The 20,966-nt window shown below is 63.7% G+C and carries 21 protein-coding genes, 1 tRNA gene and 1 riboswitch; of the genes, 6 read left to right on the top strand and 16 right to left on the bottom strand.

Annotation, left to right across the window (positions count from 1 at the left end):
* Window positions 1–36: 36 nt before the first annotated feature.
* The 3 genes from rimI to JKV55_RS00960 all read right to left on the bottom strand — a co-directional run bounded on the left by rimI (window position 37) and on the right by JKV55_RS00960 (window position 964).
* Window positions 37–480 carry a ribosomal protein S18-alanine N-acetyltransferase gene (gene rimI, locus JKV55_RS00970; protein WP_237332582.1) on the bottom strand — a complete coding sequence of 148 codons (444 nt, stop codon included), beginning with the start codon at window positions 478–480 and terminating at the stop codon, window positions 37–39.
* The gene (locus tag JKV55_RS00965) at window positions 456–833 is read right to left on the bottom strand and encodes a hypothetical protein (RefSeq protein WP_202081877.1); all 378 of its coding nucleotides are present in this window, start codon (window positions 831–833) and stop codon (window positions 456–458) included. The genes rimI and JKV55_RS00965 overlap by 25 nt, the downstream gene beginning before the upstream one ends.
* A gap of 54 nt (window positions 834–887) precedes the next feature.
* A tRNA-Trp gene (locus JKV55_RS00960) sits at window positions 888–964 on the bottom strand.
* 315 nt (window positions 965–1,279) lie between these two features.
* Between JKV55_RS00960 and pyrB the strand changes: the two genes are divergently transcribed.
* From pyrB to JKV55_RS00940, 4 genes are all read left to right on the top strand, one after another.
* Complete coding sequence (gene pyrB / locus JKV55_RS00955; RefSeq protein WP_202081876.1) at window positions 1,280–2,203, top strand: aspartate carbamoyltransferase; 924 nt, start codon at window positions 1,280–1,282, stop codon at window positions 2,201–2,203.
* An 8-nt stretch (window positions 2,204–2,211) separates the two neighbouring features.
* Entirely contained in the window at window positions 2,212–2,667 is a 456-nt protein-coding gene (pyrI, locus tag JKV55_RS00950) for an aspartate carbamoyltransferase regulatory subunit (protein WP_202081875.1), read from the top strand.
* A 74-nt stretch (window positions 2,668–2,741) separates the two neighbouring features.
* Window positions 2,742–2,805: riboswitch (Fluoride riboswitch) on the top strand.
* A gap of 89 nt (window positions 2,806–2,894) precedes the next feature.
* Window positions 2,895–4,211 (top strand): voltage-gated chloride channel family protein, encoded by a 1,317-nt coding sequence (locus JKV55_RS00945; RefSeq protein ID WP_202081874.1) that lies wholly within the window; start codon window positions 2,895–2,897, stop codon window positions 4,209–4,211.
* 87 nt (window positions 4,212–4,298) lie between these two features.
* Window positions 4,299–4,511, top strand: a complete 213-nt coding sequence (locus JKV55_RS00940) for a hypothetical protein (protein ID WP_202081873.1) — start codon at window positions 4,299–4,301, stop codon at window positions 4,509–4,511.
* 267 nt (window positions 4,512–4,778) lie between these two features.
* Here the strand turns inward: JKV55_RS00940 and JKV55_RS00935 are convergent, their stop codons facing one another.
* The 4 genes from JKV55_RS00935 to JKV55_RS00920 form a co-directional block, all read right to left on the bottom strand.
* The gene (locus JKV55_RS00935; RefSeq protein WP_202081872.1) at window positions 4,779–6,380 is read right to left on the bottom strand and encodes an MFS transporter; all 1,602 of its coding nucleotides are present in this window, start codon (window positions 6,378–6,380) and stop codon (window positions 4,779–4,781) included.
* Between the two features lie 81 nt (window positions 6,381–6,461).
* Window positions 6,462–8,360 (bottom strand): amidohydrolase, encoded by a 1,899-nt coding sequence (locus JKV55_RS00930; protein WP_202081871.1) that lies wholly within the window; start codon window positions 8,358–8,360, stop codon window positions 6,462–6,464.
* Window positions 8,357–8,644: a XapX domain-containing protein gene (locus tag JKV55_RS00925; protein WP_202081870.1), complete on the bottom strand. Its 288-nt coding sequence runs from the start codon at window positions 8,642–8,644 to the stop codon at window positions 8,357–8,359. The genes JKV55_RS00930 and JKV55_RS00925 overlap by 4 nt, the downstream gene beginning before the upstream one ends.
* A gap of 86 nt (window positions 8,645–8,730) precedes the next feature.
* Window positions 8,731–9,414, bottom strand: coding sequence for a hydrolase (locus JKV55_RS00920; RefSeq protein WP_202081869.1), 684 nt, complete (start codon window positions 9,412–9,414; stop codon window positions 8,731–8,733).
* 401 nt (window positions 9,415–9,815) lie between these two features.
* On the opposite strand from JKV55_RS00920, the gene JKV55_RS00915 reads away from it, so the two are divergent.
* Window positions 9,816–10,745: a LysR family transcriptional regulator gene (locus JKV55_RS00915; RefSeq protein WP_202081868.1), complete on the top strand. Its 930-nt coding sequence runs from the start codon at window positions 9,816–9,818 to the stop codon at window positions 10,743–10,745.
* 151 nt (window positions 10,746–10,896) lie between these two features.
* Here the strand turns inward: JKV55_RS00915 and JKV55_RS00910 are convergent, their stop codons facing one another.
* The 9 genes from JKV55_RS00910 to JKV55_RS00870 form a co-directional block, all read right to left on the bottom strand.
* The gene (locus JKV55_RS00910; RefSeq protein ID WP_202081867.1) at window positions 10,897–11,586 is read right to left on the bottom strand and encodes a pirin family protein; all 690 of its coding nucleotides are present in this window, start codon (window positions 11,584–11,586) and stop codon (window positions 10,897–10,899) included.
* Window positions 11,587–11,595: 9 nt separating this feature from the next.
* Window positions 11,596–12,042: a DoxX family protein gene (locus tag JKV55_RS00905; protein WP_202081866.1), complete on the bottom strand. Its 447-nt coding sequence runs from the start codon at window positions 12,040–12,042 to the stop codon at window positions 11,596–11,598.
* Between the two features lie 194 nt (window positions 12,043–12,236).
* The gene (locus tag JKV55_RS00900) at window positions 12,237–13,046 is read right to left on the bottom strand and encodes an IclR family transcriptional regulator (RefSeq protein ID WP_202081865.1); all 810 of its coding nucleotides are present in this window, start codon (window positions 13,044–13,046) and stop codon (window positions 12,237–12,239) included.
* A gap of 138 nt (window positions 13,047–13,184) precedes the next feature.
* Window positions 13,185–14,696, bottom strand: a complete 1,512-nt coding sequence (locus tag JKV55_RS00895; RefSeq protein ID WP_202081864.1) for a tripartite tricarboxylate transporter permease — start codon at window positions 14,694–14,696, stop codon at window positions 13,185–13,187.
* A 13-nt stretch (window positions 14,697–14,709) separates the two neighbouring features.
* Window positions 14,710–15,177: a tripartite tricarboxylate transporter TctB family protein gene (locus JKV55_RS00890; RefSeq protein WP_202081863.1), complete on the bottom strand. Its 468-nt coding sequence runs from the start codon at window positions 15,175–15,177 to the stop codon at window positions 14,710–14,712.
* Between the two features lie 44 nt (window positions 15,178–15,221).
* Entirely contained in the window at window positions 15,222–16,226 is a 1,005-nt protein-coding gene (locus JKV55_RS00885; RefSeq protein ID WP_202081862.1) for a tripartite tricarboxylate transporter substrate binding protein, read from the bottom strand.
* Between the two features lie 193 nt (window positions 16,227–16,419).
* Window positions 16,420–17,472 carry a Gfo/Idh/MocA family protein gene (locus tag JKV55_RS00880; protein WP_202081861.1) on the bottom strand — a complete coding sequence of 351 codons (1,053 nt, stop codon included), beginning with the start codon at window positions 17,470–17,472 and terminating at the stop codon, window positions 16,420–16,422.
* A gap of 50 nt (window positions 17,473–17,522) precedes the next feature.
* A complete protein-coding gene (locus JKV55_RS00875; protein WP_202081860.1) occupies window positions 17,523–18,137 on the bottom strand; it encodes an NIPSNAP family protein in 615 nt (204 codons plus the stop codon).
* Window positions 18,138–18,174: 37 nt separating this feature from the next.
* The gene (locus JKV55_RS00870; RefSeq protein ID WP_202081859.1) at window positions 18,175–19,893 is read right to left on the bottom strand and encodes an FAD-dependent oxidoreductase; all 1,719 of its coding nucleotides are present in this window, start codon (window positions 19,891–19,893) and stop codon (window positions 18,175–18,177) included.
* A gap of 205 nt (window positions 19,894–20,098) precedes the next feature.
* On the opposite strand from JKV55_RS00870, the gene JKV55_RS00865 reads away from it, so the two are divergent.
* Window positions 20,099–20,920 (top strand): sugar phosphate isomerase/epimerase family protein, encoded by an 822-nt coding sequence (locus JKV55_RS00865; RefSeq protein ID WP_202081858.1) that lies wholly within the window; start codon window positions 20,099–20,101, stop codon window positions 20,918–20,920.
* The last annotated feature ends 46 nt before the right edge of the window (window positions 20,921–20,966 follow it).

Raw genomic sequence — 20,966 nt, 5'->3', positions numbered from 1 at the left:
TCCTGGATGAGAGTGTTGGCCTGTTAGTATGGAAGCTTACAGCGGTTTTTGCATCACTATGGCGTCTTCCCGCTCCTCGCCGGCACGGTAATAGTCCTTGCGCCGGCCGGCCTTGGCGAAGCCCGCCGACCGGTACAGGGCCAGGGCGGCCTGGTTGGAGGCCCTCACCTCCAGCCAGGCCGTGGCCAGCCGCCGCTGCCGGCACGCGTCCAACCAGTGCTCCAACAGCCGGCGGCCGAGACCCCGGCCCTGCCACGAAGGCGCGATGCAGATATTCATCAGGGTGCTTTCGTCAATGACCGCATCAGCGATGAAATAGCCGAGCAGTTGCTCCTGCTGCCACAGAGAACCGGAAAAGTAGCGCCCATGCAGGCTCTCGGCGAGTTGTGCCCGGCTCCAGGGCTCGAGGTGAGCGGCCTGCTCCAGCATGACCATGGCGTCCAGATCGGCGGCGTTCAGGGGGCGAAACAGAGGCTGCATAACCGGCTCCAGAGTTCGCGCTTGTGCGTCGAGGTCAGCGGCAGACGGCCATGCCAGTCGAAGGCATCCGCCGCCACCGTCAGGTTGAGGCCGAGCAGGGCGGGGGCAACGGGGCTGCCCGCCGCCCGCCAGGCCGCTTCGTCCATGACCCGGAAACGGGCCGGGTCGAGTGCCAGGGCCAGACGCAGGTCGGCCTCCAGCGGTGCCGGCAACGCCCTGCCCTGGCCCACCACCAGCAGCACCATCGCCGGTTCGGCGGCGGGCGCGGGAGCCTGGGGCAGGCGCTCGGGATGGGCACAGCGCCACACCGGCAGTTCCAGCAATTGCCACAGTTGCGATTGTAACGGCGTCATAGCCACTCCATAACGCAAAAAGCCAGCATGGAAGCTGGCTTTAAGAGGTGAAGTTGGCAGGGGCAGAGGGATTCGAACCCCCAACCGTCGGTTTTGGAGACCGCTGTTCTACCAATTGGAACTATGCCCCTGCAACACGAGGCGCATTATAACCGGCGAACTTTAAAGGTAAAGGGCTTTTTCCGGCCCCCTGGTGCGTTCGCTCACCTTTTCGCCGTTTTCGATGCCCGCCTCGCCGTATTTTGCTTTGGGCGCACATTTCTCTATAATCCGTACGATTTGCAATCGCCCGGAGTTGCAGGATGCTTATCCTTTCCCGTTACCATCAGGCCGGTTTTGCGCCCGTTTATCATGGAAACGGTGGCGTTTGCGATCAATTTAGCTCTAATGGCCCCATTCAGGGGCTTTTTTATGGTCTTCACTTTACACCTTAAAGAGCGTTGCTGATGGCAAACCCCCTATATCAAAAGCATGTAATCTCCATTTCCGACTTCACCCGTGCCGAACTGGAACTGATCATCGACACCGCCGTGATGCTCAAGACCCACCCCAGGCCCGAGCTGCTCAGGCACAAGGTGGTGGCCAGTTGCTTCTTCGAAGCCTCTACCCGCACCCGGTTGTCGTTCGAAACGGCGGTGCACCGGCTGGGCGGCGCCGTGATCGGTTTTTCCGACAGCGGCAGCACCTCCCTGGCCAAGAAGGGCGAAACCCTGGCCGATTCGGTGAAGATCATCAGCTCCTACAGCGACGCCTTCGTGATGCGCCATCCCCAGGAAGGGGCGGCCCGGCTGGCGGCGGAATTTTCCTCGGTGCCGGTGATCAACGCCGGTGATGGCTCCAACCAGCACCCAACCCAGACCCTGCTGGACCTGTTCACCATCTACGAAACCCAGGGCACCCTGCAGGGCCTGACCGTGGCCTTCGTGGGCGATCTCAAGTACGGCCGCACCGTGCACTCCCTCACCCAGGCGCTCAGCCTGTTCGGCTGCAAGTTCTACTTTATCGCGCCCCAGGCCCTGGCCATGCCCGACTACCTGTGCGACGAACTGGTGGAGAAGGGCATCAACTTCGAGTTCCGCGACAGCATGGAAGAGGTGATGGACGAGCTGGACATCCTCTACATGACCCGGGTGCAGAAGGAGCGTTTCGACGAAACCGAATACATGCACGTGGCCTCCAAGTACGTGCTGACCCCGGAAGTGCTGGACAACGCCAAGGACAGCCTCAAGGTGCTGCATCCCCTGCCCCGCATCGACGAGATCACCATAGAGGTGGACGACACCCCCTATGCCTATTACTTCGAGCAGGCCGAGAACGGCGTCTATGCCCGCCAGGCCCTGCTCGCCCTGGTGCTGAACGAGAGCCTGTGAGGACCCCGATGAACAAGAGCCAACTGCAAGTCGAAGCCATCCACAACGGCACCGTCATCGACCATATTCCCGCCGGCCAGGGCATCAAGATCCTGCAGCTGTTCGGCCTGGTGCAGACCCAGGAGAAGATCACCGTGGGCCTGAACCTGCCTTCCAAGGCCCTGGGCGCCAAGGACATCATCAAGGTGGAAAACACCCGGCTGTCCGCCACCCAGGCCAACCAGCTGGCGCTGTTCGCCCCCCAGGCCACGGTCAACCTGATCGAAGACTTCGAGGTGGTGGAAAAGCTGCAGCTGCACCTGCCGGAAAAGGTGGAAGGCGTGTTCTCCTGCCCCAACAGCAACTGCATCAGCCACAACGAGCCGGTCACCAGCAAATTCAGGGTGCGGGCGGTGGACGGCCAGGTGCGGTTCCGTTGCCGCTACTGCGAGAAATCCTTCCACCGCGACATGATGGCGGTATAACCCCATACGCCCGGCCCCGGCCGGGCGCCTTGCCCGGCAACGGGGTGGAGCCCTGCAGGCCCCGCTGTTAGAATCGTCCCTTCGGAGATGGCATTCCTCCCTTAAACCGCCCCCGGGGCTGATGATGCCTGCATGATTCCTGGACACCCAGGCAGGTGCGGCCGTGTCATCCTGGTTCTGCCTCCGTCCAGGTGCCTGCGTTATTCAACAAGATAGACTGGACTCGCATGAAAAATTTCAAGCTCCCGGAGCAGTTGGTGTTGCTGCCCTACATGGTCAAATGGCTGGTGCTGGCCAGTGTCGTCGCCGTGCTCGCCGGCACGGCGTCCGCCTTTTTCCTGTTCGCCCTCGACTGGGCCACCGATACCCGCACCGGCCATCCCTGGCTTATCTGGCTGTTGCCCCTGGCCGGTTTTGGGGTCGGCTGGCTTTATCTGCGCTTCGGGCAACAGGTCGAGGCCGGCAACAACCTGCTGATCGATGAAATTCACGATCCGAAAAGCATAGTGCCCCTGCGCATGGCGCCCCTGGTGCTGGGCGGCACCGTGATCTCCCACCTGTTCGGCGCCTCGGTCGGGCGTGAAGGCACCGCGGTGCAAATGGGCGGCGCCCTGGCCGATCAGTGCACCCGCCTGTTCCGGCTCAAGCCGGAAGACCGCCGCATCATCCTGATGGCCGGGATCAGCGCCGGCTTTTCCTCGGTGTTCGGCACCCCCCTGGCCGGCGCCCTGTTCGGGCTGGAAGTGCTCGCCATCGGCCGCCTGCGCTACGATGCCCTGCTGCCCTGCGTGGTGGCGGCCATTGTCGCCGATCAGGTCGGCCTCTGGTGGGGGGTGCACCATACCCATTACCTGATCCCCGCCATCCCTGAGGTCTCCGCCTGGGGCCTAACGGCCATGATCATCGCCGGCGCCCTGTTCGGGCTGACCGGCAAGGTGTTCGCCGAGGCCACCCATGCCCTCGGCAGCGGGATGAAAAGGCTGATCGGCTATGCCCCGCTGCGCCCCTTTGTGGGCGGTATTGTCATCGCCCTCGCCGTCTGGCTGCTGGGCACGGAAAGGTACATCGGCCTGGGCATACCGACCATCGTCGAGGCCTTTGAGCAGCCCCTGCCCGCCTATGACTTTCTCGGCAAGATGCTGTTCACCGTGGCCTCCCTGGGCAGCGGCTTCAAGGGCGGCGAAGTGACCCCGCTGTTCTACATCGGCGCCACCCTGGGCAATGCGCTCGCCCCCCTGCTGGACATGCCCTTTCCCCTGCTGGCCGGCATCGGCTTCGTCGCCGTGTTCGCCGGCGCCGCCAACACCCCCATCGCCTCCACCCTGATGGCCATGGAACTGTTCGGCGCCGAGATCGGCCTCTACGCCGGGGTGGCCTGTGTGGTCAGCTACCTGTTTTCCGGCCATACCGGCATTTACCGCTCGCAACGGATCGGCCAATACAAGCACAGGAAGGCACCGGAAGGGATCAAGCTGGGCGAGCTCAGGGCCTATCGGAAAAAACTGCGGGAAATGGAGACGGCCTCCAAGCGCAGCAAAGACTAACGCCTGCCGGGCGAACCCCCTCCTTGGTCGTAAACCTCCACCACCTATACTTAGCCTGTGTGGAGCCAACCATATGGAGGTGCGTATATGACAAGCACTGAGTTCAAGCTGGCAAACGGGGACTGCGTGCTGTTCCGGCCCAGCTACGACAGCGACGACGACTTCGTGGGCTATGAAATGGTGGTCGATCACCCGGATCACCACTGCGAACGCATGGAGCCCGAACGGTTCTACCGGCCCGAGGAATTCGTGGATCTGGTATCCCACTACGCCAGCGACAGGAAAACCCGAATACTCTGATCACCAGGGGCGGCCAAGGCCGCCCTTTTCCATCACCCCGCAGCCGCTGGGCCGTTTCAGAACGTACATCACCATGCCCTGCAGGCGCGCCACCTACTGGGCGCAGTAGCCGCCATCCACCACATAGGTGTTGCCGTTGCAGCCGCTTGCGCCGTCCGAGAACAGTGGCGCCGATTTGGCAGACGCCGGACAGCACGGCGCCCGGCCTCTTCGCCCTTGCCACAGCCTGTCGGCGGGGCCGGCCCATATCCCCCCCTTGCAGCGGACTTATTTTTCCATCGCCAACAGATGGCGCACGATCGGGGGTTGTTCCCCCCGGTGAAAACGCCGCACTTCTTCCTGAATGTCGGCTCCGGTCCTGGAAACCCGGCGATGCTGGCGTAAATGCTCGGCCCAGGACTCGACTTCGAACCATTCGAGCACCAGGCCCGGCTCGGCGGCATCCTCGCTGATGCCCCAGGCGTAGGCACCGTCGCGCCGCCGCTCGGCCGACAGCCGCCTGGCCGCAGCCGCAAAGGCGGCACGATCGGCGGGATCGATGCGATATTCGATGGTGATCAGCACCGGACCCCGGTCGTGTTCAACCGGCTCTGCCGTCAGCGGCTCCGGCCAGTGGTTGGAAGGCACCAGATCGGCCTCCCCCCTGGGGAGCTTGAGCCGATGGGCGAACAACCCGACCAGCAGGAGCCCGGCTGCGCCCATCAACAAGGTCAGGGGCACGCCAAGCAGTTGGGCAACGCCTCCCCAGCACAGGCTGCCGGCAGTCATGGCGCCATTAAACACGGTCAGGTACACGGCCAAAGAGCGGCCACGCACCCAGTTGGGCAAGATGGACTGCGCCACGCCGTTAAGGGTGGTCAGGGCGGTGATCCAGGCCGCCCCCAGTGCCAGCAGCGCCACCATGGCCGCCCACTGGGGCGGTGCCAGCGAGAGGAATGCCATCACCGCCGACGTCACCACGGCGGCCAGCAGCAACAAGCCATCGGCGCTCAGGCGCTCACGCAACCGGGGCATGATGACGGCCCCACCTATAGCGCCCAGTCCGACAGCGCCAAGCAGGATACCGTAGAAACTGGCGCCGCCGCCCAGCAGCTGGCGTGCAATCAGCGGCAACAGCGCCCATACCGAGCTTGCCAGGGCAAAGAAGAGGAAGGTGCGCGCCAGAACCACATGCAATTCGCGGCTGGCGCGGGCGTAGCGCAAGCCGGCCCTAAAAGCGCCGACAAAACGTTCGGACAACACATCCGGAGCCGCCACCGGCCGCCGCCACCACAACAGGGCCGTGATGACGAACAGATAGCTGATGACGTCCACACCATAAGTGACTGCGGCCCCCAGGCCGGCAAGAAGGATGCCCCCCAGGGCGGGACCTATGGCCCGTGCGATATTGATCCCCAGAGAATTGAGCGCCACCGCACTTTTGAGGTCTTTCCTTTCCACCAGTTCGGGCACTATGGACTGCCAGACCGGCCCCATCAATGCAGCCCCGACGCCGCCCAGAAAAGTCAGGGCGACCAGGGAAGTGATGGATTGCAAACCGGCGGCCGACAACAGCATCAGGGTGATGCTGGTACAGGCCAGCAGCACCTGGATAGCTATCAATAACTTCCGCCGATCGAGGATATCGGCCAGTACGCCGGCCGGAATCGCCAGCAGGAAAACCGGCAACGAGGCGGCGGCCTGCACCAGGGCCACCGCCGCCGGCGACGGTGACAAGTCGGTCATCAGCCAGGCGCTGGCCACATCCCGGATAAAGCTGCCCGTATTGCCGATGACGGTGGCAATCCAGAGCACGGCAAACAGCTTCTGTCGCAGGGGGGAGAAACCACTCGGTGAAGCACCGGCCGAAGGCATGGTCTTCCGGGTCATGTTCACGCCTCCCTCGGGCTCGGAGCGACCAGGCGCACGAGATAACCGCCGGGCGAATCGCTTGTGGGCATGAACACCTCCTTACACCATCCAGCAGGAGCATCCCAGGGCACCAAAGAAGCCCTTGAAATCCGAGACCGGCACATTGGACGCCCAGGCGCGCGCGTGGTCGTGCCCGTGCAGACCGCAGGCATTGGCACAGCCACAGGAGCCGATGGCCTGGGCACGCATGGGGGCGAGCGAGTGTTTTCCCGCCCCGTCAGGCTCGCCCCAGGCACCATAGCCCTTGAAGGTGCGCGTGGGCGACCAGTCGGGCATGGCGGGAGGCAACGGATTGTCATCCAGTGCCGCGAAGTCACCCGCACCGTAGACCACTCGTCCCCCCACCATGGTCAAATCCGAGGTAAGAAAGGAAATTTCCTCCTCGGGCACGCTGAAATAGTCCTTGCTCGGCACTATCAGGTCGGCGAACTGACCCACTTCGATGCGTCCGCGCCGGCCTTCCTCGTTGGAGAACCAGGCCACGTTTTCGGTCCACATCCGCAGTGCCGTCTCCCGATCCAGCAGGTTGTGCTGCGGATAGAGATTCAGGCCCCCCACCGTCTTGCCAGTCACCATCCACGACAATGACACCCAGGGGTTATAGGATGCCACTCGGGTAGCATCGGTGCCGGCCGAGACCTTGACCCCTTTTTCCAGCATGCGGGCCACGGGGGGCGTGGCCTCGGCGGCGCGGGCACCATAGCGCTCGACGAAATATTCACCCTGATACGCCATGCGATGCTGCACGGCGATGCCGCCGCCCAGGGCGGCAATGCGATCGATGGACTGATCGGAGATGGTCTCGGCATGATCGAAAAACCAGTTGATGCCGGTGAGCGGGATGTCCTGGTTAACCTTCTCAAACACATCCAGCGCGCGTGAAATGGTCTCGTCGTAAGTGGCATGCAGTCGCCATGGCCAACGGTTCTGTGCAAGGATGCGCACCACTTCCTCCAGTTCCCCTTCCATTTCCGGCGGCATGTCGGGGCGTGGCTGGCGGAAATCCTCGAAGTCGGCGGCAGAAAACACCAGCATCTCGCCGGCACCGTTGTGGCGGAAATAATCGTCGCCCTGCTTGTAGGTGACGCTGGAGGTCCATTTGAGGAAGTCTTCTTTCTCTTCCCTGGGCTTCTGGGTGAAGAGGTTGTAGGCCAGGCGCACCGTCATCTGTCCCTCATCGGCGAGTTGCTGAATAACGGCATAGTCATCGGGATAATTCTGGAAACCGCCGCCGGCATCGATCACGCCGGTCACCCCGAGACGATTCAGTTCCCGCATAAAATGCCGGGTAGAGTTGACCTGGTAATCGAAAGGCAGCGCCGGCCCCTTGGCCAGGGTCGCGTACAGGATGGCCGCATTGGGCTTGGCCAGCAGCAGGCCGGTAGGGTTGCCCCTGGCGTCGCGGCTGATCTCGCCCCCCGGGGGCTCGGGGGTATCCTTGGTATAGCCCACCGCCCGCAGCGCCGCGGCGTTGAGCAAGGCCCTATCATACAAATGCAGCAGGAAGACCGGCGTGTCCGGCGCTATGGCGTTGATCTCGGCGATGGTCGGCAGGCGTTTCTCCACAAACTGGTGCTCGGTAAAGCCGCCCACCACACGTACCCACTGGGGCGCCGGGGTGATGGCCACCTGACGTTTAAGCATCTCCATGGCGTCGGCCAGGGAACGTACCCCGTCCCAGCGCAGTTCCATGTTGTAGTTGAGACCGCCACGCACCACATGGGTATGGTTATCGAATAGCCCAGGCAACACGGCCCGGCCTTTGAGATCGATCACCCTGGTCCCGACTCCGGCCAGCGCCATGATGTCGGCCTCCTCCCCCACGGCCAGGAATTTGCCGTCCTTGATGGCGACGGCGCTGGCCACCGGCTTGCCGCGATCCAGGGTGGTGATACGTCCCCGGTGCAGGACCACATCGGCAGTGATTGAGGTACTCATGACGATTTCTCCTCCGTGGATTTATCCTTTTGCGCCATGTCTTGTTCCTGGCGCCCGGGCAACTGGCCCAGCACATGCTGGCCAGCCTGCGCCTTGTCGCAGGCCGTGCTGAACGCCGTGCCGCAGAGCAATTGCTTTCCGACCGGGATGATTTGCTCCCCGATCAGGATGCCGAGCAGCCCCAGCAGGGCGACCAGCGGCGGGGCCGGTGAGCGGACGTTAAGCAGGCTGTAGATAATGCCAACCAGCAGGCCGGCCCCCAGAGACAGGACATAAAGTTTCATGCAAATCCCCACAATCTATCTGATGTCGAGAATACGGCCAGCCAGGTGGCCGTTGCTTAACGAGCTCCTTCCGTCGCCATGGCCGATTACTTGGCCGGATTGGGTCCGATACGCTCGCCGTGCTGCACACGCTCGGGGGCCTGGTGGACCATGGTGTAGGCATAGTCGACGCCCATGCCGTAGGCCCCGGAATGTTCCTGCACCAGGCCGATAACGGCGTCGTAGGTTTCCTTCCGGGCCCAGTCGCGCTGCCACTCCAGCAGGACCTGCTGCCAGGTCACGGGGATGATGCCGGCCTGGATCATCCGATCCATCGCGTACTTGTGCGCGTCGACCGAGGTACCACCGGAAGCGTCGGCCACCATGTATATCTCATAGCCCCCTTCCAATGCCGCGCACAAGGCGAAGGTGGTGTTACAGACCTCGGTCCACAGGCCCGAGACGATGACTTTTTTGCGGCCGTTGGCGGCCAGCGCATCGCGCACATTCTGATCGTCCCAGGAGTTCATTGAGGTTCGTTCGAGGATCTTGTGCTCGGGAAACACCGCCAGCAGTTCGGGATAGGTATGGCCCGAGAAGCTGTCGGTCTCGACTGTGGTGATGGTGGTCGGGATATCGAACACCTTTGCCGCCTTGGCCAAGGCCACCACGTTGTTCTTGAGGATCTGGCGATCGATCGACTGCACGCCAAACGCCATCTGCGGCTGCTGATCGATGAAGATGAGCTGGCTGTTTTGTGGTGTCAGCACTTCGAGATACTTGTTAGACATGATGTCTCTCCTTCCAGGATTAGCAAGCGGCATGGATGCCGTTCGCCCTGACACGGCATTCGAAGGTTCACTCTGCCGTACCGGGCACAGAGGGCCTCCAGCGCAAGGGGTGCCGCAGAAAGCCCGTCGCGCCTCATTAACATCAGGTCATGGCATCGGCAGCCGGCAGCGTCCACAGCCAGCCTTAAATGTAGCCCTTGTTGCCCACGTCGTTTCGATGGGGATGGTTCCGCCAGGGCCATCAAACGGATGGCGCTCGGGCATCGAGGGTTTCTTTCCGCTGATAGCGCACCGGTGAGAAAAACTATAGGTCCAAGCAAAGATCACAGAAACAGAATAAATGGAATACCATCTATTCTGTTTACCAGACACTTGGATAACGTCCGAAGGAGCCTGCCCACATGAACAAACTGCCCGATCTGGAAGCCTGGGCGATCTTCGCCAAGGTTGCGGAAACCGGTTCTTTCACCAAGGCGGCGGCGGCGTTGTCGCTGTCCCAGGGCACGGTATCCAAGGCGATTAATCGGCTGGAAAAACGCTTGAAGGTCATACTGTTCCATCGCACCTCCCGGCGCATGGTCCTCACCGACTGCGGGCTGGCCGCATTGGGCCGCGCATTGCGTATCCTCGAGGAAGGGGCAGCGATTGAAGCCGAACTGGCGGAGCAATCGGCAAGCCTTCGCGGCTCGGTACGATTTGCCGCACCTATGTCATTTGGCATCTCATACCTGGCGCCGGTGCTGCCGCAGTTCATCGCCACCCATCCCGACGTTACCCTCGACATTGAGTTCGATGACGAATTGATCGATCTGGTTGCAAACCGGTTCGATCTCGCACTGCGTATATCCAACCTGTCCGACTCCAGCCTGCTCGCACGGCGCCTGTGCAGCGTACGTATCCAACTGGTTGGTTCGCCTGATTACTTTGCACAATATGGACGTCCCCAGCACCCTCGGGAATTGGCCAACCATCGCACCCTGCAATATGCCTATTCGCATACCGGCCCGAGCTGGAAATTCCGACATGCCCACCAGGGGGAGTTCGCCCAGGCAATACAGTCCCCCTTGCGAGTCAACAATGCGGAAGCCTTGGCACCGGCGCTACGGGCCGGACTGGGGCTGGCTCTGCAGCCCGAGTTTCTGGCTTGGCAGGATTTACAGACAGGCGCCCTGGAAACCGTCTTGGAGGATTGGCAGGTAGAGCCGATTGCCCTGCATCTGGTTACCCCGCCGGGACGCACCCGGCCAATCCGCGTACAGGCATTGATGGATTATCTGGTCCAGCATTTCTCGGAAGTACCCTGGGCCCGGGAGGTCAGCGGGAGGCAATGACGGTCCCGGCTTCGGATGACCGCAGCCCCGAAAACGCCGAGCAGGGTCGCCGTTACCCTACACCAGCGACAATAAACCTGGGGGCTCGGATCACCAAGGGCGGCCCGGGCCGCCCTTTTCACAGGATGAAGATCCGCCGCTTGCCCCGGATTCAGGGCAGGTCGAACACCAGGGCCCGCACCGGCTGGGCGGCGCTGAAGCTCAAGTGCGGCTCGCCGCTTAAGGCGGCGCCGTCGCCGGGGGCCAGCCGCTCGCCGTTGACGCTGAGCTCCCCTTCCACCAGCTGCACCCAGGCCTGGCGCCCCGGGGCCAGTTCCAGCCCGGCCTCTTCCCCCTGCCCCAGCCACAGCTGGTACAGGCGGGCGTCCTGCTTGATGACCAGCGAGCCCTCGGCGCCGTCCGGGCTGACCACCAGGGTCAGGCCAGGCGCGCGGCCGAAGTCCTTCTGCTGGTAGCCGGGCTTGCCGCCGCTGGCGTTGGGCTCTATCCAGATCTGCAGGAACTTCAGCGGCCTGCTGTTGGACGGGTTGAACTCGCTGTGCAGTATGCCGGTGCCGGCGGACATCAGCTGGAATTCGCCGGCGCTCAGTATTTCCTCGTTGCCGGAGCTGTCCTTGTGGGCGATGCTGCCCTCCAGCACATAGCTGATGATCTCCATGTCCCGGTGGCCGTGGGTGTCGAAGCCCGCCCCCGGCGCCACCGCGTCGTCGTTGATCACCCGCAACCGGGAAAAGCCCATCTGCGCCGGATCGTAGTAGCTGCCGAAGGAAAAAGTGTGCCGGCTATGGAGCCAACCGAAGTTGGCCCTGCCCCGCTCATCCGCCTTTCTGATGCCGATCATGGCTCCTCCTCAATTCAGACGTTGTGCCAGAGACTGGTCCAGGCCCAGTTTGCCGGCGCCGGAGAACAGCAGGGAGACCGAGGCCGCCAGCAGCGCCAGGCCGAATTCGTAGCCGCCGTTGCTCATAAAGAGGCCGTTGTCGAAATGCACCGCGAAGATGGCCACCAGCATGGTCACGGCCAGGGTCAGCGCCGCCGGCCGGGTCAGCAACCCGAGCAGGATAAAGAGCCCGCCGAAGAACTCGCCCGCCCCGGCCAGGAAGGCCATCAGCACCCCCGGCTCCAGCCCGATGGAGGCCATCCACTGGCCGGTGCCCTCCAGGCCGTAGCCGCCGAACCAGCCGAACAACTTCTGGGCGCCGTGGGCCATAAAGATGATGCCCACCGGCAGCCGCAGCGCCAGGGGGGCCCAACCGGACTTGGACTGGAGTACGGAGATCAGGGTCGCCTTGTTCATAAATCACCTCTTCATAAAATTTGAAATAAACTTGTGGGTTTTAACGCCCGCCATCGTGGCGGTCGTTGAACTTGGAGCCAGTCTAATGAAGCCGGTGAAGGGATAAAATCGGAATGATTTGGCAGGATTGTTTAAATTTTTTGAAATAACCGTGCCCGGCCCCTGTAGCAAGCAGGAACCCGGGCTCGGAAAGCTCAACGGCGGTTGAGTCGGCGTACGCTGAGGGAGCGCAGGTAGTCGGACAAGGGGCTGATCACCGACAGCTCGGCGGCGGTACTCAGCAGGTGCGGCACATACTGGTCGATCACCGTCTCGGTTAGCCGGACGCTGGGGCCGCCGATGCTGAGCACCCCCACCACCCTTCCCGAAGCCGGATCGGTGACATTGGCGGCGATGGCCGACATGCCGGGCAACCAGCAATTAATGGCCTTGCCGTAGCCGTGCTGACGGGCAAACTCGAGATACGGCAGCACCTCGGCGAAACCGCGGGGGCAGTTGGGGCCGTGTTCCTCGGCCCTGATTTCCCCCTGGGCGGCAATCAGGCGAATCGCCTCGTCGTCCGAAAAGGTCGACAACCAGGCAAAGGCGGTGGAGGTGCAATACAGGGTCGCTTCGCCGCCGGATTCGGGATCGTAGCGCAACCCCGACAAGGCACCCTGGGCCTTGGCGATATACACCAGCCGGTCGCCGTCCACCACCGCCAGCCGCACCAGTTCGCCGCAAAACTGCGCCAATTGGTCCAGCCCGGGCTGGGCGACATCGATCACCCCGCAGGATGCCAGGTGTCGCATGCCCAGAGACGACAGCCTGGTGGTCAGCAGGTAAAGGCCGGTATCCGGTGCCTGCACCACATAGCCGTGCTCGCTCAGTTCGGCCAGCAGCCGGTGGGCCCCGCTCTTGGGCATGGAGAGCTCGTCGGCTATCGTCTGCAGTGGCAAGCCACGGGCATGTTGCACCAACAACTCGATCACCCCCAGCGCCCGGGTCAATAAACTGGCAGCCATCAGTTTCCATCCGTTTCAAAATAGAACAAAGTTCCATTATTTGGCCTTAAATACCCCCTTACGTCAAGCCCGTTCCCCCTATAAAACAACGAGGCCCGGTCGGACCGGGCCTCGTTCATCATTAGCGTGCTCGAACCATCAGGCCGCCTGCCGGGTACAGCGGCGCTTGCACAGCCTCCACAGCGGGGTCTGGTTCAGTACCAGCACCAGCACCACCAGGCTCAGCACCAGGGAGATGGGGTTGGTCAGCAGATCCATCAGCAGCCCCGCCGGGCTGTCGCCCACCGACAGCATGGCGCGACGGTAGGACACATCCATCAAGGGCCCCAGGATCACCCCCAGAATGATGGGCCCGACCTGGAAACCGGCCATCTTCAGGAAGTAACCGAAAACCCCGAAGCCGAGCAGCCAGAAGATATCTGCGATATTGTTGTTGATGGCATAGGCGCCCACCACCGACAGTATGATGATCAGGGGCAGCAGTATGCCGCGCGGCAGCTCCACCAACTTGGCGAACACCTTGATGCCGGTCAGCCCGAATACCAGCAGGAACAGGTTGGCCAGGGCCAGGCCGCCCACGGTGAACCAGAACAGGTGCGGGGTTTCTATCATCAGCATGGGGCCGGGATTCAGGCCGTGGATATAGAGGGCACCGATAAAGACGGCGGTGACCGCATCCCCCGGCATGCCCAGGGTCAGCATGGGGATATAGGCACCGCCCACGGCGGCATTGTTGGCCGACTCCGGCGCCACCAGCCCCTCGTAGGCCCCCTCGCCGAAAGGCTTGGACGGGTTCTTCACCGAGCGCTTGGCGTGATCGTAGGCCATCAGCGAGGCGATATCGCCCCCCGTGCCCGGCAGGGCGCCGATAAAGACCCCGATGGACGAGGTGCGCAGCGACAGCGGCAGGTACCTGAGCACCACCTTCCAGGACGGAATGATCTTCGACACGTCCTGCTTGACGGGTTTGAGCCCGACATGGTGCAGCTGGTACAGCGCCTCGGACACCCCGAAAAAGCCGATCATCGCCACCACGTAGGGAATGCCGCCGAGCAGGGCCACGGTATCGAAGGTGAAGCGCCCCTCGGCGGTCATGGGATCCATGCCCACCAGGCCGATGCACACCCCCAGGGCGGCGCAGAAGATGCCCTTGGCCATGGACTCGCCGGACAGGCCGCTGACCAGCAGCAGCCCCATGATCGCCAGCAGCAGATAATCCCTGGGCCCGAACAGCAGGGCCACTTCGGATACCAGGGGGGCCGCCACCGCCAGCACCAGGATGCCGACGAAGCCGCCGATCACCGACACCACTGTGGTGATGCCGATGGCTTGGCCCGCCAGCCCCTGCTTGGCCAGGGGAAAGCCGTCGAAGGTGGTGGCGATGGCCGAGGGCGCGCCGGGAATATTGAGCAGGATGGCGGAGCGGGAGCCGCCGTAGACACCGCCGATATAGACCCCCACCATCAACGCCAGGGCGTTGTTGACGTCCCAGGAGAAGGTGAAGGAGATCAGGATGGACACCGCCATGGTCACCGACAGGCCGGGAATGGCGCCGATATAGATGCCGGCCAGGGTACCCAGCGCGGTCAGCGCCAACAGCGAGGGATCCGTCCAGGACATCAGGAAATAGCTCAGGAACGACTCAGTCATAACAATTCTACCGTCAGGGGAGGACTACCTGGAACAGGTAGGAAAAAACGACATGGATGGCGCCGGTGCTGCCGGCCGCGATCAGCACGGCACTCAGCACCTTGACCCGGCCCAGATACAGTATCGACAGGGTCAGGAACAGCAGGGTGCAGAGCAGGAAGCCGAGCGGTTGCAGCAACAGCATGTACCCCACGATCATCAGCGTGAACAGCACCACCTTCGGCGGCAGCAGTTTGCCGGCGACCAAGGCGGCCTCCATTTTACGGTCCCGGTTTTTGCGGCCGAGGGCGCGGTTTTCCAGCACCAGGAACAGGGTGCACACCACCATCACCAGGGCGGCGAACAGGGGAAAGGAGCCGGGGGTGTTGAGCCCGGAAAAACCGGAGATCCGGTACGCCTGATGGAACACCAGCAGGCTGAACAGCAGCAGCAGCCAGCTGATCAGGCGCTCCCCCGGATGCAGTTTGCGTGTTTGCTTCATGATCACTCCTCCTGGGGGCGGGCGTTTGCCCGCCCCCGTTACGCTCAGGGTCTGGGGATACCCAGGGTTTCAGGCGATACCTTGGCCTCGCCGATATCCTGCATCAGCCAGCTGGCCACCGACTGCCAGCGCTGCACATAGGCGTCGGCCTCGTCACCGCTCAGGTTAAGCTTGATGGAATGGAAGTTGCCGATGAACTGATCGAATTTTTCATCCTCCGCGGCCAGGCGGAAGGCCTCGGTCAGCTTGGCCTTGATCTCGTCCGGCGTGTCGCGCTTGACGAACACCCCGTAGAAGGAGCCCCAGGGCAGGTACTTGTCAAACCCGGGAATGGCATCGGTAATAGGGGGCACACCGGCCAGGCCGGGCATGGCCTCGTCGGCCACCACCGCCATCACCTTGACCCGGCCGGCGCGGATATGCTCGCTGGCGGCGGTCAGGCCTATCGGCATGAAGTCCAGGTGGCCGCCCTGCAGCGCCGTCACGCCCGGACCTTCTCCGTCGAAGGGAATGCTGATCACTTCGATACCGGTGCTCTCCTTGAGCATGGCATTCACCAGCGACTGCAGGGTGCCGGCCCCGGAGGAGGCGGTCTTGTACTTGCCCGGGTTGGCCTGGATATCGGCGATCATCTCCGCCAGGTTGTTCCAGGGCATGTTGTTGTTGGCCACGATCACGCTCGGGCCCTGGGCGAAGATATTGATCGGATAGAAGTCGTCGTAGTCGATGTCGCTGAGTCCCAGCACCTTGTGCAGTTGCACCGGCTCGGCGCCGTACATCAGGGTATAGCCGTCGGCGGGGCGGCTGTTGACGAAGGCGGTGGCGATGGCACCGGCGCCGCCGGTACGGTTGGTCAGGATGATCTTCTTGCCCAGGTGCCGTTCCGCCAGCGGGGTGATCACCCGGCTGATGTTATCGGTGGCGCCGCCGGCCCCCCACTGGATGATCCCCTGCAGGTTCTTCCTGGGATAGTCGGCGGCGCCGGCGGCGGCAGAACCGAGGCCGAGCAGTATGGCCAGGGCGATGGCGTTGGTTCGATACTTTTTCATGCGCTTGTTCCTTTTGGCATGGCACAAGCCGGTGCGGTGCGCCGACCTTGTCCTTTGGTTAACAATAACTTCACAATCGAATAATAAATCCGGTCACACTATCGAAAGAAGGGACAGAACCCACAAGCAACCCGACGTTTTTGACAAAGCGGCCGGCACCCGTATTCATTCATCCCCTTCCGGCGGCGACCCTTCAGGTCAGTTCCACCCGCTCCGGCCGGCCGCTGGCCAGCGCCTGGCGAATGGCATTGCACACCGCCAGGGTGCCGGCCGCATCCCGCACGCTCACCAGCGGCTCGGTTTCCTCCCCGCGGATCAGGGCACAAAAATGCGCCAGCTGCCGGCGATAGGCGCCGTCCACCGAGAACGCCAGCCGGCGTCCGTCCATGGGGGAGGCCCAGCCGGGCTCCAGCTCCGGGTTCCGGTACTGCCACAGCGTCAGATCGGGGATGGACAGGGCGCCGCGGGTACCGGAGATAAAACAGCTGCTGGCGTTGTGCTGCGGAAACTGCCGGCTTTCGCCCGAGCTCAGTTCCCAGCTCCAGGGGCAGGCGGCGGTGTCCGACACCACGAAGGAGCCCAGGGCCCCGTTGGCAAAACGCAGGCCGATGGCGGCGGTATCTTCATTGGCAAAGCCGCGCCGTTCACGGGAGCCCAGCCCCTGCACCTCGACGATGTCGCCGCACAGGTGGCGCAGCAGGTCGATCTCGTGCACCAGGTTGACCAGCACCGGGCCGGCCCCCGCCTCGCGCCGCCAGGGCACCTCGTAGTAGCTGTCCGGCTTGTGCAGCAGGCAAAGGCCGTTCACCGCCACCAGCTCGCCGAGCTCCCCCCGCCGCAGGCAGTCCCGCACCGCGGCGATGCGCGGATTGTGACGACGGTGATGGCCTACCAGCACCGGCACTCCGCCCCGCTCCGCGGCCTCCGCCAGCCGCAGCGCCGAGGCCAGGTCCGTGGTGACCGGCTTTTCCACCAGCACCGGTATGCCCGCCGCCACCGCCAGCATGGCATGGTCGAAATGCAGCTGGTTCGGGGTCGCCACCACCACCGCATCCGGCCGGCCCCGGGCCAGCAGCGCTTGTGGCTCGGCGTAGTACTGGGTGTTGAAACGTTCGGCCACCCGGCCGGCGGCGGGAGAGGGATCCGCCAGGCCCGCCAGGGTTAGCGCCGGCTCTCCGGCGATGAACTCCAGGTGCTGGATGCCCATCACACCGCCGCCGATCACCCCTATCCGTAATGTGCTCATCGATGCACTCCTCCAACGTCGTCAAAATCAGCCGAGCCGGGCTCGTCCCCTCAGCACAACGGCGAGAAGGGCGCCGGCAGGTAGATGCTGGATTCCAGGGTGGTGAGCAGGGCCGGACCGCCCTTGGGCGGCCAGACGCCGTCGCTGACCGCCAGGGCACGCAGGCGGGAGCGCTCGTTCAGACTCTCGTAGGGCCAGATATTGAGGAAACGGGATACCTGGCCGTCGAGGGCGTACATGGCGCCCAACAGGGGGGAACGCGCCTCCCGTTCCGGCAACGCCTGCTGCCAGGCGTCGATCACCTTCTGCAGGCAGCCCTGCTTGATGCCGTAGACCCGCATCTCGTAAACGTTGCCTCGCTTCCCCGGCGCGATGGCCGGCAGGAAGGGAAAGAGCGCATAGGTATCGATCTGGATATCGGTCACATGCTTGCCGCAGCCGAACGGATTGCCGCCCAGCAGCAATTGCTGGCGCTCGGTGATCAGCGCCGCTTCCGAATCGTACCGGCGCAGCACCATCACCTTGTTGAGCGCACCGATATCGGAATACCAGCAGCCCAGCAGGGTGGCGTGCTCGGTATCGGCGTGGGTCTGGATGCCGTCGAACACCGCATTCATGCTGCCCATCTCGATGGTCAGGGTGACCACATCGTGTAATCTGCTCATGATTGTCTTCCTCGCTTGGTCGGTTAAAAAGGGGTTGTCAGGCCACGCCGGCCCGGGCCACCGCATGCTTGGCCGCCAGGTAGGCAAAGGTCAGTCCGGGTCCCAGGGTGATGCCCGGCCCCGGATAGGTGCCGCCCATGATCGACTGCATGTCGTTGCCGCAGGCATAGAGGCCGGCGATGGGTTGCAGGCTATCGTCGAGCACCCGGGCATGTACGTCGGTCTCCAGGCCGGTGGCGGCGCCGATGTCGCCGGGATAGAGCCGCACCGCATAAAAGGGCGCCTGTTCCAGGGCCCCCAGGCAGGGGTTGATGCCCGGCTGGCCGGCGTCGCCGTTGGCGCGCTGGTAATCGGTGCTGCCGCGCCGGAAATCCGGATCCACCCCTTTCCGGGCCGCCTCGTTGAATCGGCCGACGGTGCCGGCGAGCACGGCCGGGTCCAGCTGCAGCTGGCGGGCCAGCTCCGGCAGGCTGTCGCCCTGCAGCAGATAGCCTTCCGCCAGGAAGGGGGCCAGCCCCTTGCCGCCCGGACGCACCATGCCCAGGCCGTAGCGCTTGAGGCCGGCGGCATCGGTGATCAGATAGGCCGGAATGGCCGGCGCCTGCCGGTGGGCCTGCTGCATACCGATACCGAACAGATGGTAGGAGGTGGACTCGTTGACGAAGCGCCGCCCCTGCTGATCGACGGTGATCATGCCGGGCTTGCCCCTGTCCATCAGAAAATGCGGGAACACCGCCCGGCTGCCATCCTTGCGCTGGCGCACCGACACCGGTGCCCAGAAGGCATGGCTCAGCGCGCCCTGGCCGAAGTGGCCGCCCGCCGCCAGGGCCAGTTCCTGGGCCTCGCCGGTGTGGCCGGGGGCCGCCGGACACCAGCCCTGTTCTATGCCGGGCAACAGTTCCTGGCGCCGTTGCGGATGGCGGTTGAAGCCGCCGCTGGCCATGATCACCCCGCCCCGCACCACTATCCGGCGCCGAATCTGGCCCTGGCTCAGGGTCAGGCCCTTGATGCCTCCCTCATCCTGCTGCAACTGCTCCAGCCGGGTATTGAGGCAGATATCGACCTTGCGTTCGAGCAGGGAATAGAGCTGCCGGGCCACCAGGGCGTTGCCCATCACCAACCGGGTGCCCCGCCGATAACGCAGGCGGTCCAGGCCGTGCCGGGCGATGATGCCCAGGCTGCGCCTGAAGGATTTCCAGGACTTGCCCATGGTCAGCAAGGCGCCCACATCGTCCCTGTCCACCATCATGCCGCCGAGCACGGTGAATTCCGGGATAGGCGGGCGGATCAGCGAAAAATGTCGGCCCAGCTTGCGGCCATCGAAGGGTTGCGGCTCTATGGCCCGGCCACAGAGGGTCGAGCCCTCCAGCTCGGACAGGTAGTCCGGATGGAAGGCACGCGGCTGATATTTGACATGGGAGTGGCGTTCGATATGGGCCACGGCCTCGCCGCCGTGGTCGATAAAGGCCTGGCGCATGGCCGCCGGCGAGCGCTCGCCGACCGCCAGATCGAGAAAGGTCTTGGCCCGCTCCCGGCTGTCCGGGGCGATGCGGTTGCCGACCGGGTTGTCCGGGATCCAGGTGGTCCCCGCCGAGTAGGCGGTGGTGCCGCCCACGTATTCGGTTTTTTCCACCAGCATCACCCGGGCGCCTGCAATGGCGGCGAAGAGCGCCGCCGACATGCCGGCACCGCCGGCCCCCACCACCACCACATCGTAGACCTCGCCATCGGCGATTTGCTTGAGTTCCATGGTCATATCCGGCTCCGTCAAGAGGGTTGTCTGCCGTTAGCCCCCATCCGGGCCCGAGCGGCAAGCGATGACCGTCATCATATTAAAACTGGAACTAAATTCAACTATTGAAGTTAATTAATTTTTAAAATATTGTTCATTTCGTAATTCACACCGACGCCCTGTCCCTCTGCTTTCGGGTCGGGATCCGGATCACCCATGGAGATCAATCATGCAGCCCCCTTTTTCCCTGGCCCATCTGACGGCCCTTCACCTGACACCGCCGGAACTGATCAGCCTGGCGGCGGACACCGGCTACCAGTACGCCGGTGTCCGCATGCTGCCGGCCACCCCGGACGGCGAGGCCTATGCGCTGATGCACGACCGCGCCATGCTGCGGGAAACCATCCGCCGCAGCCGGGAGACCGGCGTCGGTGTCTTCGATCTGGAGATCCTCCGGCTAAGCCCGGACTTCCGGGCCCAGGACCACCTGGCGTTTTTCGAGGCCGGAGCCGAGCTGGGCGCCAGGGCCATGCTGGTGGCCGGCAACGACCCGGACGAGCAGCGCCAAGGCGACAACCTGGCCGCCCTGTGCGAGGCGGCGCGCCCCTTCGGGCTGACGGCGGATCTGGAGTTCATGCCCTGGACCCTGGTGCCGGATCTGGACAGCGCACTGCGGATCCTGCACCTCGCCGGCACGCCGGAGAACGCCGGCATCCTGGTGGACGCCATCCACTTCGGCCGCTCGGACAGCCGGCTGGAACAGCTGGCCCAGATCCCGGAACAGCTGCTGCACTATGCCCAGATCTGCGATGCCCCGGCCGGGATCCCGGACACGGAGGAGGCACTGATTTTCGACGCCCGCTGCCGGCGACTGCTGCCCGGCGAGGGCGGACTGGATCTGCCGGGGATCTTCGGCCGGCTGCCCCGCAGTCTGCCGATCAGCGTGGAGATACCGCACCATCTGCGGGCGCCGGCGCTGGGCGACCATGAGTGGGCCCGGCAGGCATTGCTGGCGGCCCAGGCGGTCTGTCGGCAACTGCCCCGCACCTGAACGACAAGAGGCCGGCGCAAGCCGGCCTCTGCTGGTTGATAGGGCC

It is taken from the genome of Zobellella iuensis (assembly GCF_016746085.1).
Taxonomy (GTDB): Bacteria; Pseudomonadota; Gammaproteobacteria; order Enterobacterales; family Aeromonadaceae; genus Oceanimonas; species Oceanimonas iuensis.
The sequence above is the reverse complement of the archived record's forward strand: the minus strand, read 5'-3'. Positions and strand labels throughout refer to the sequence as shown.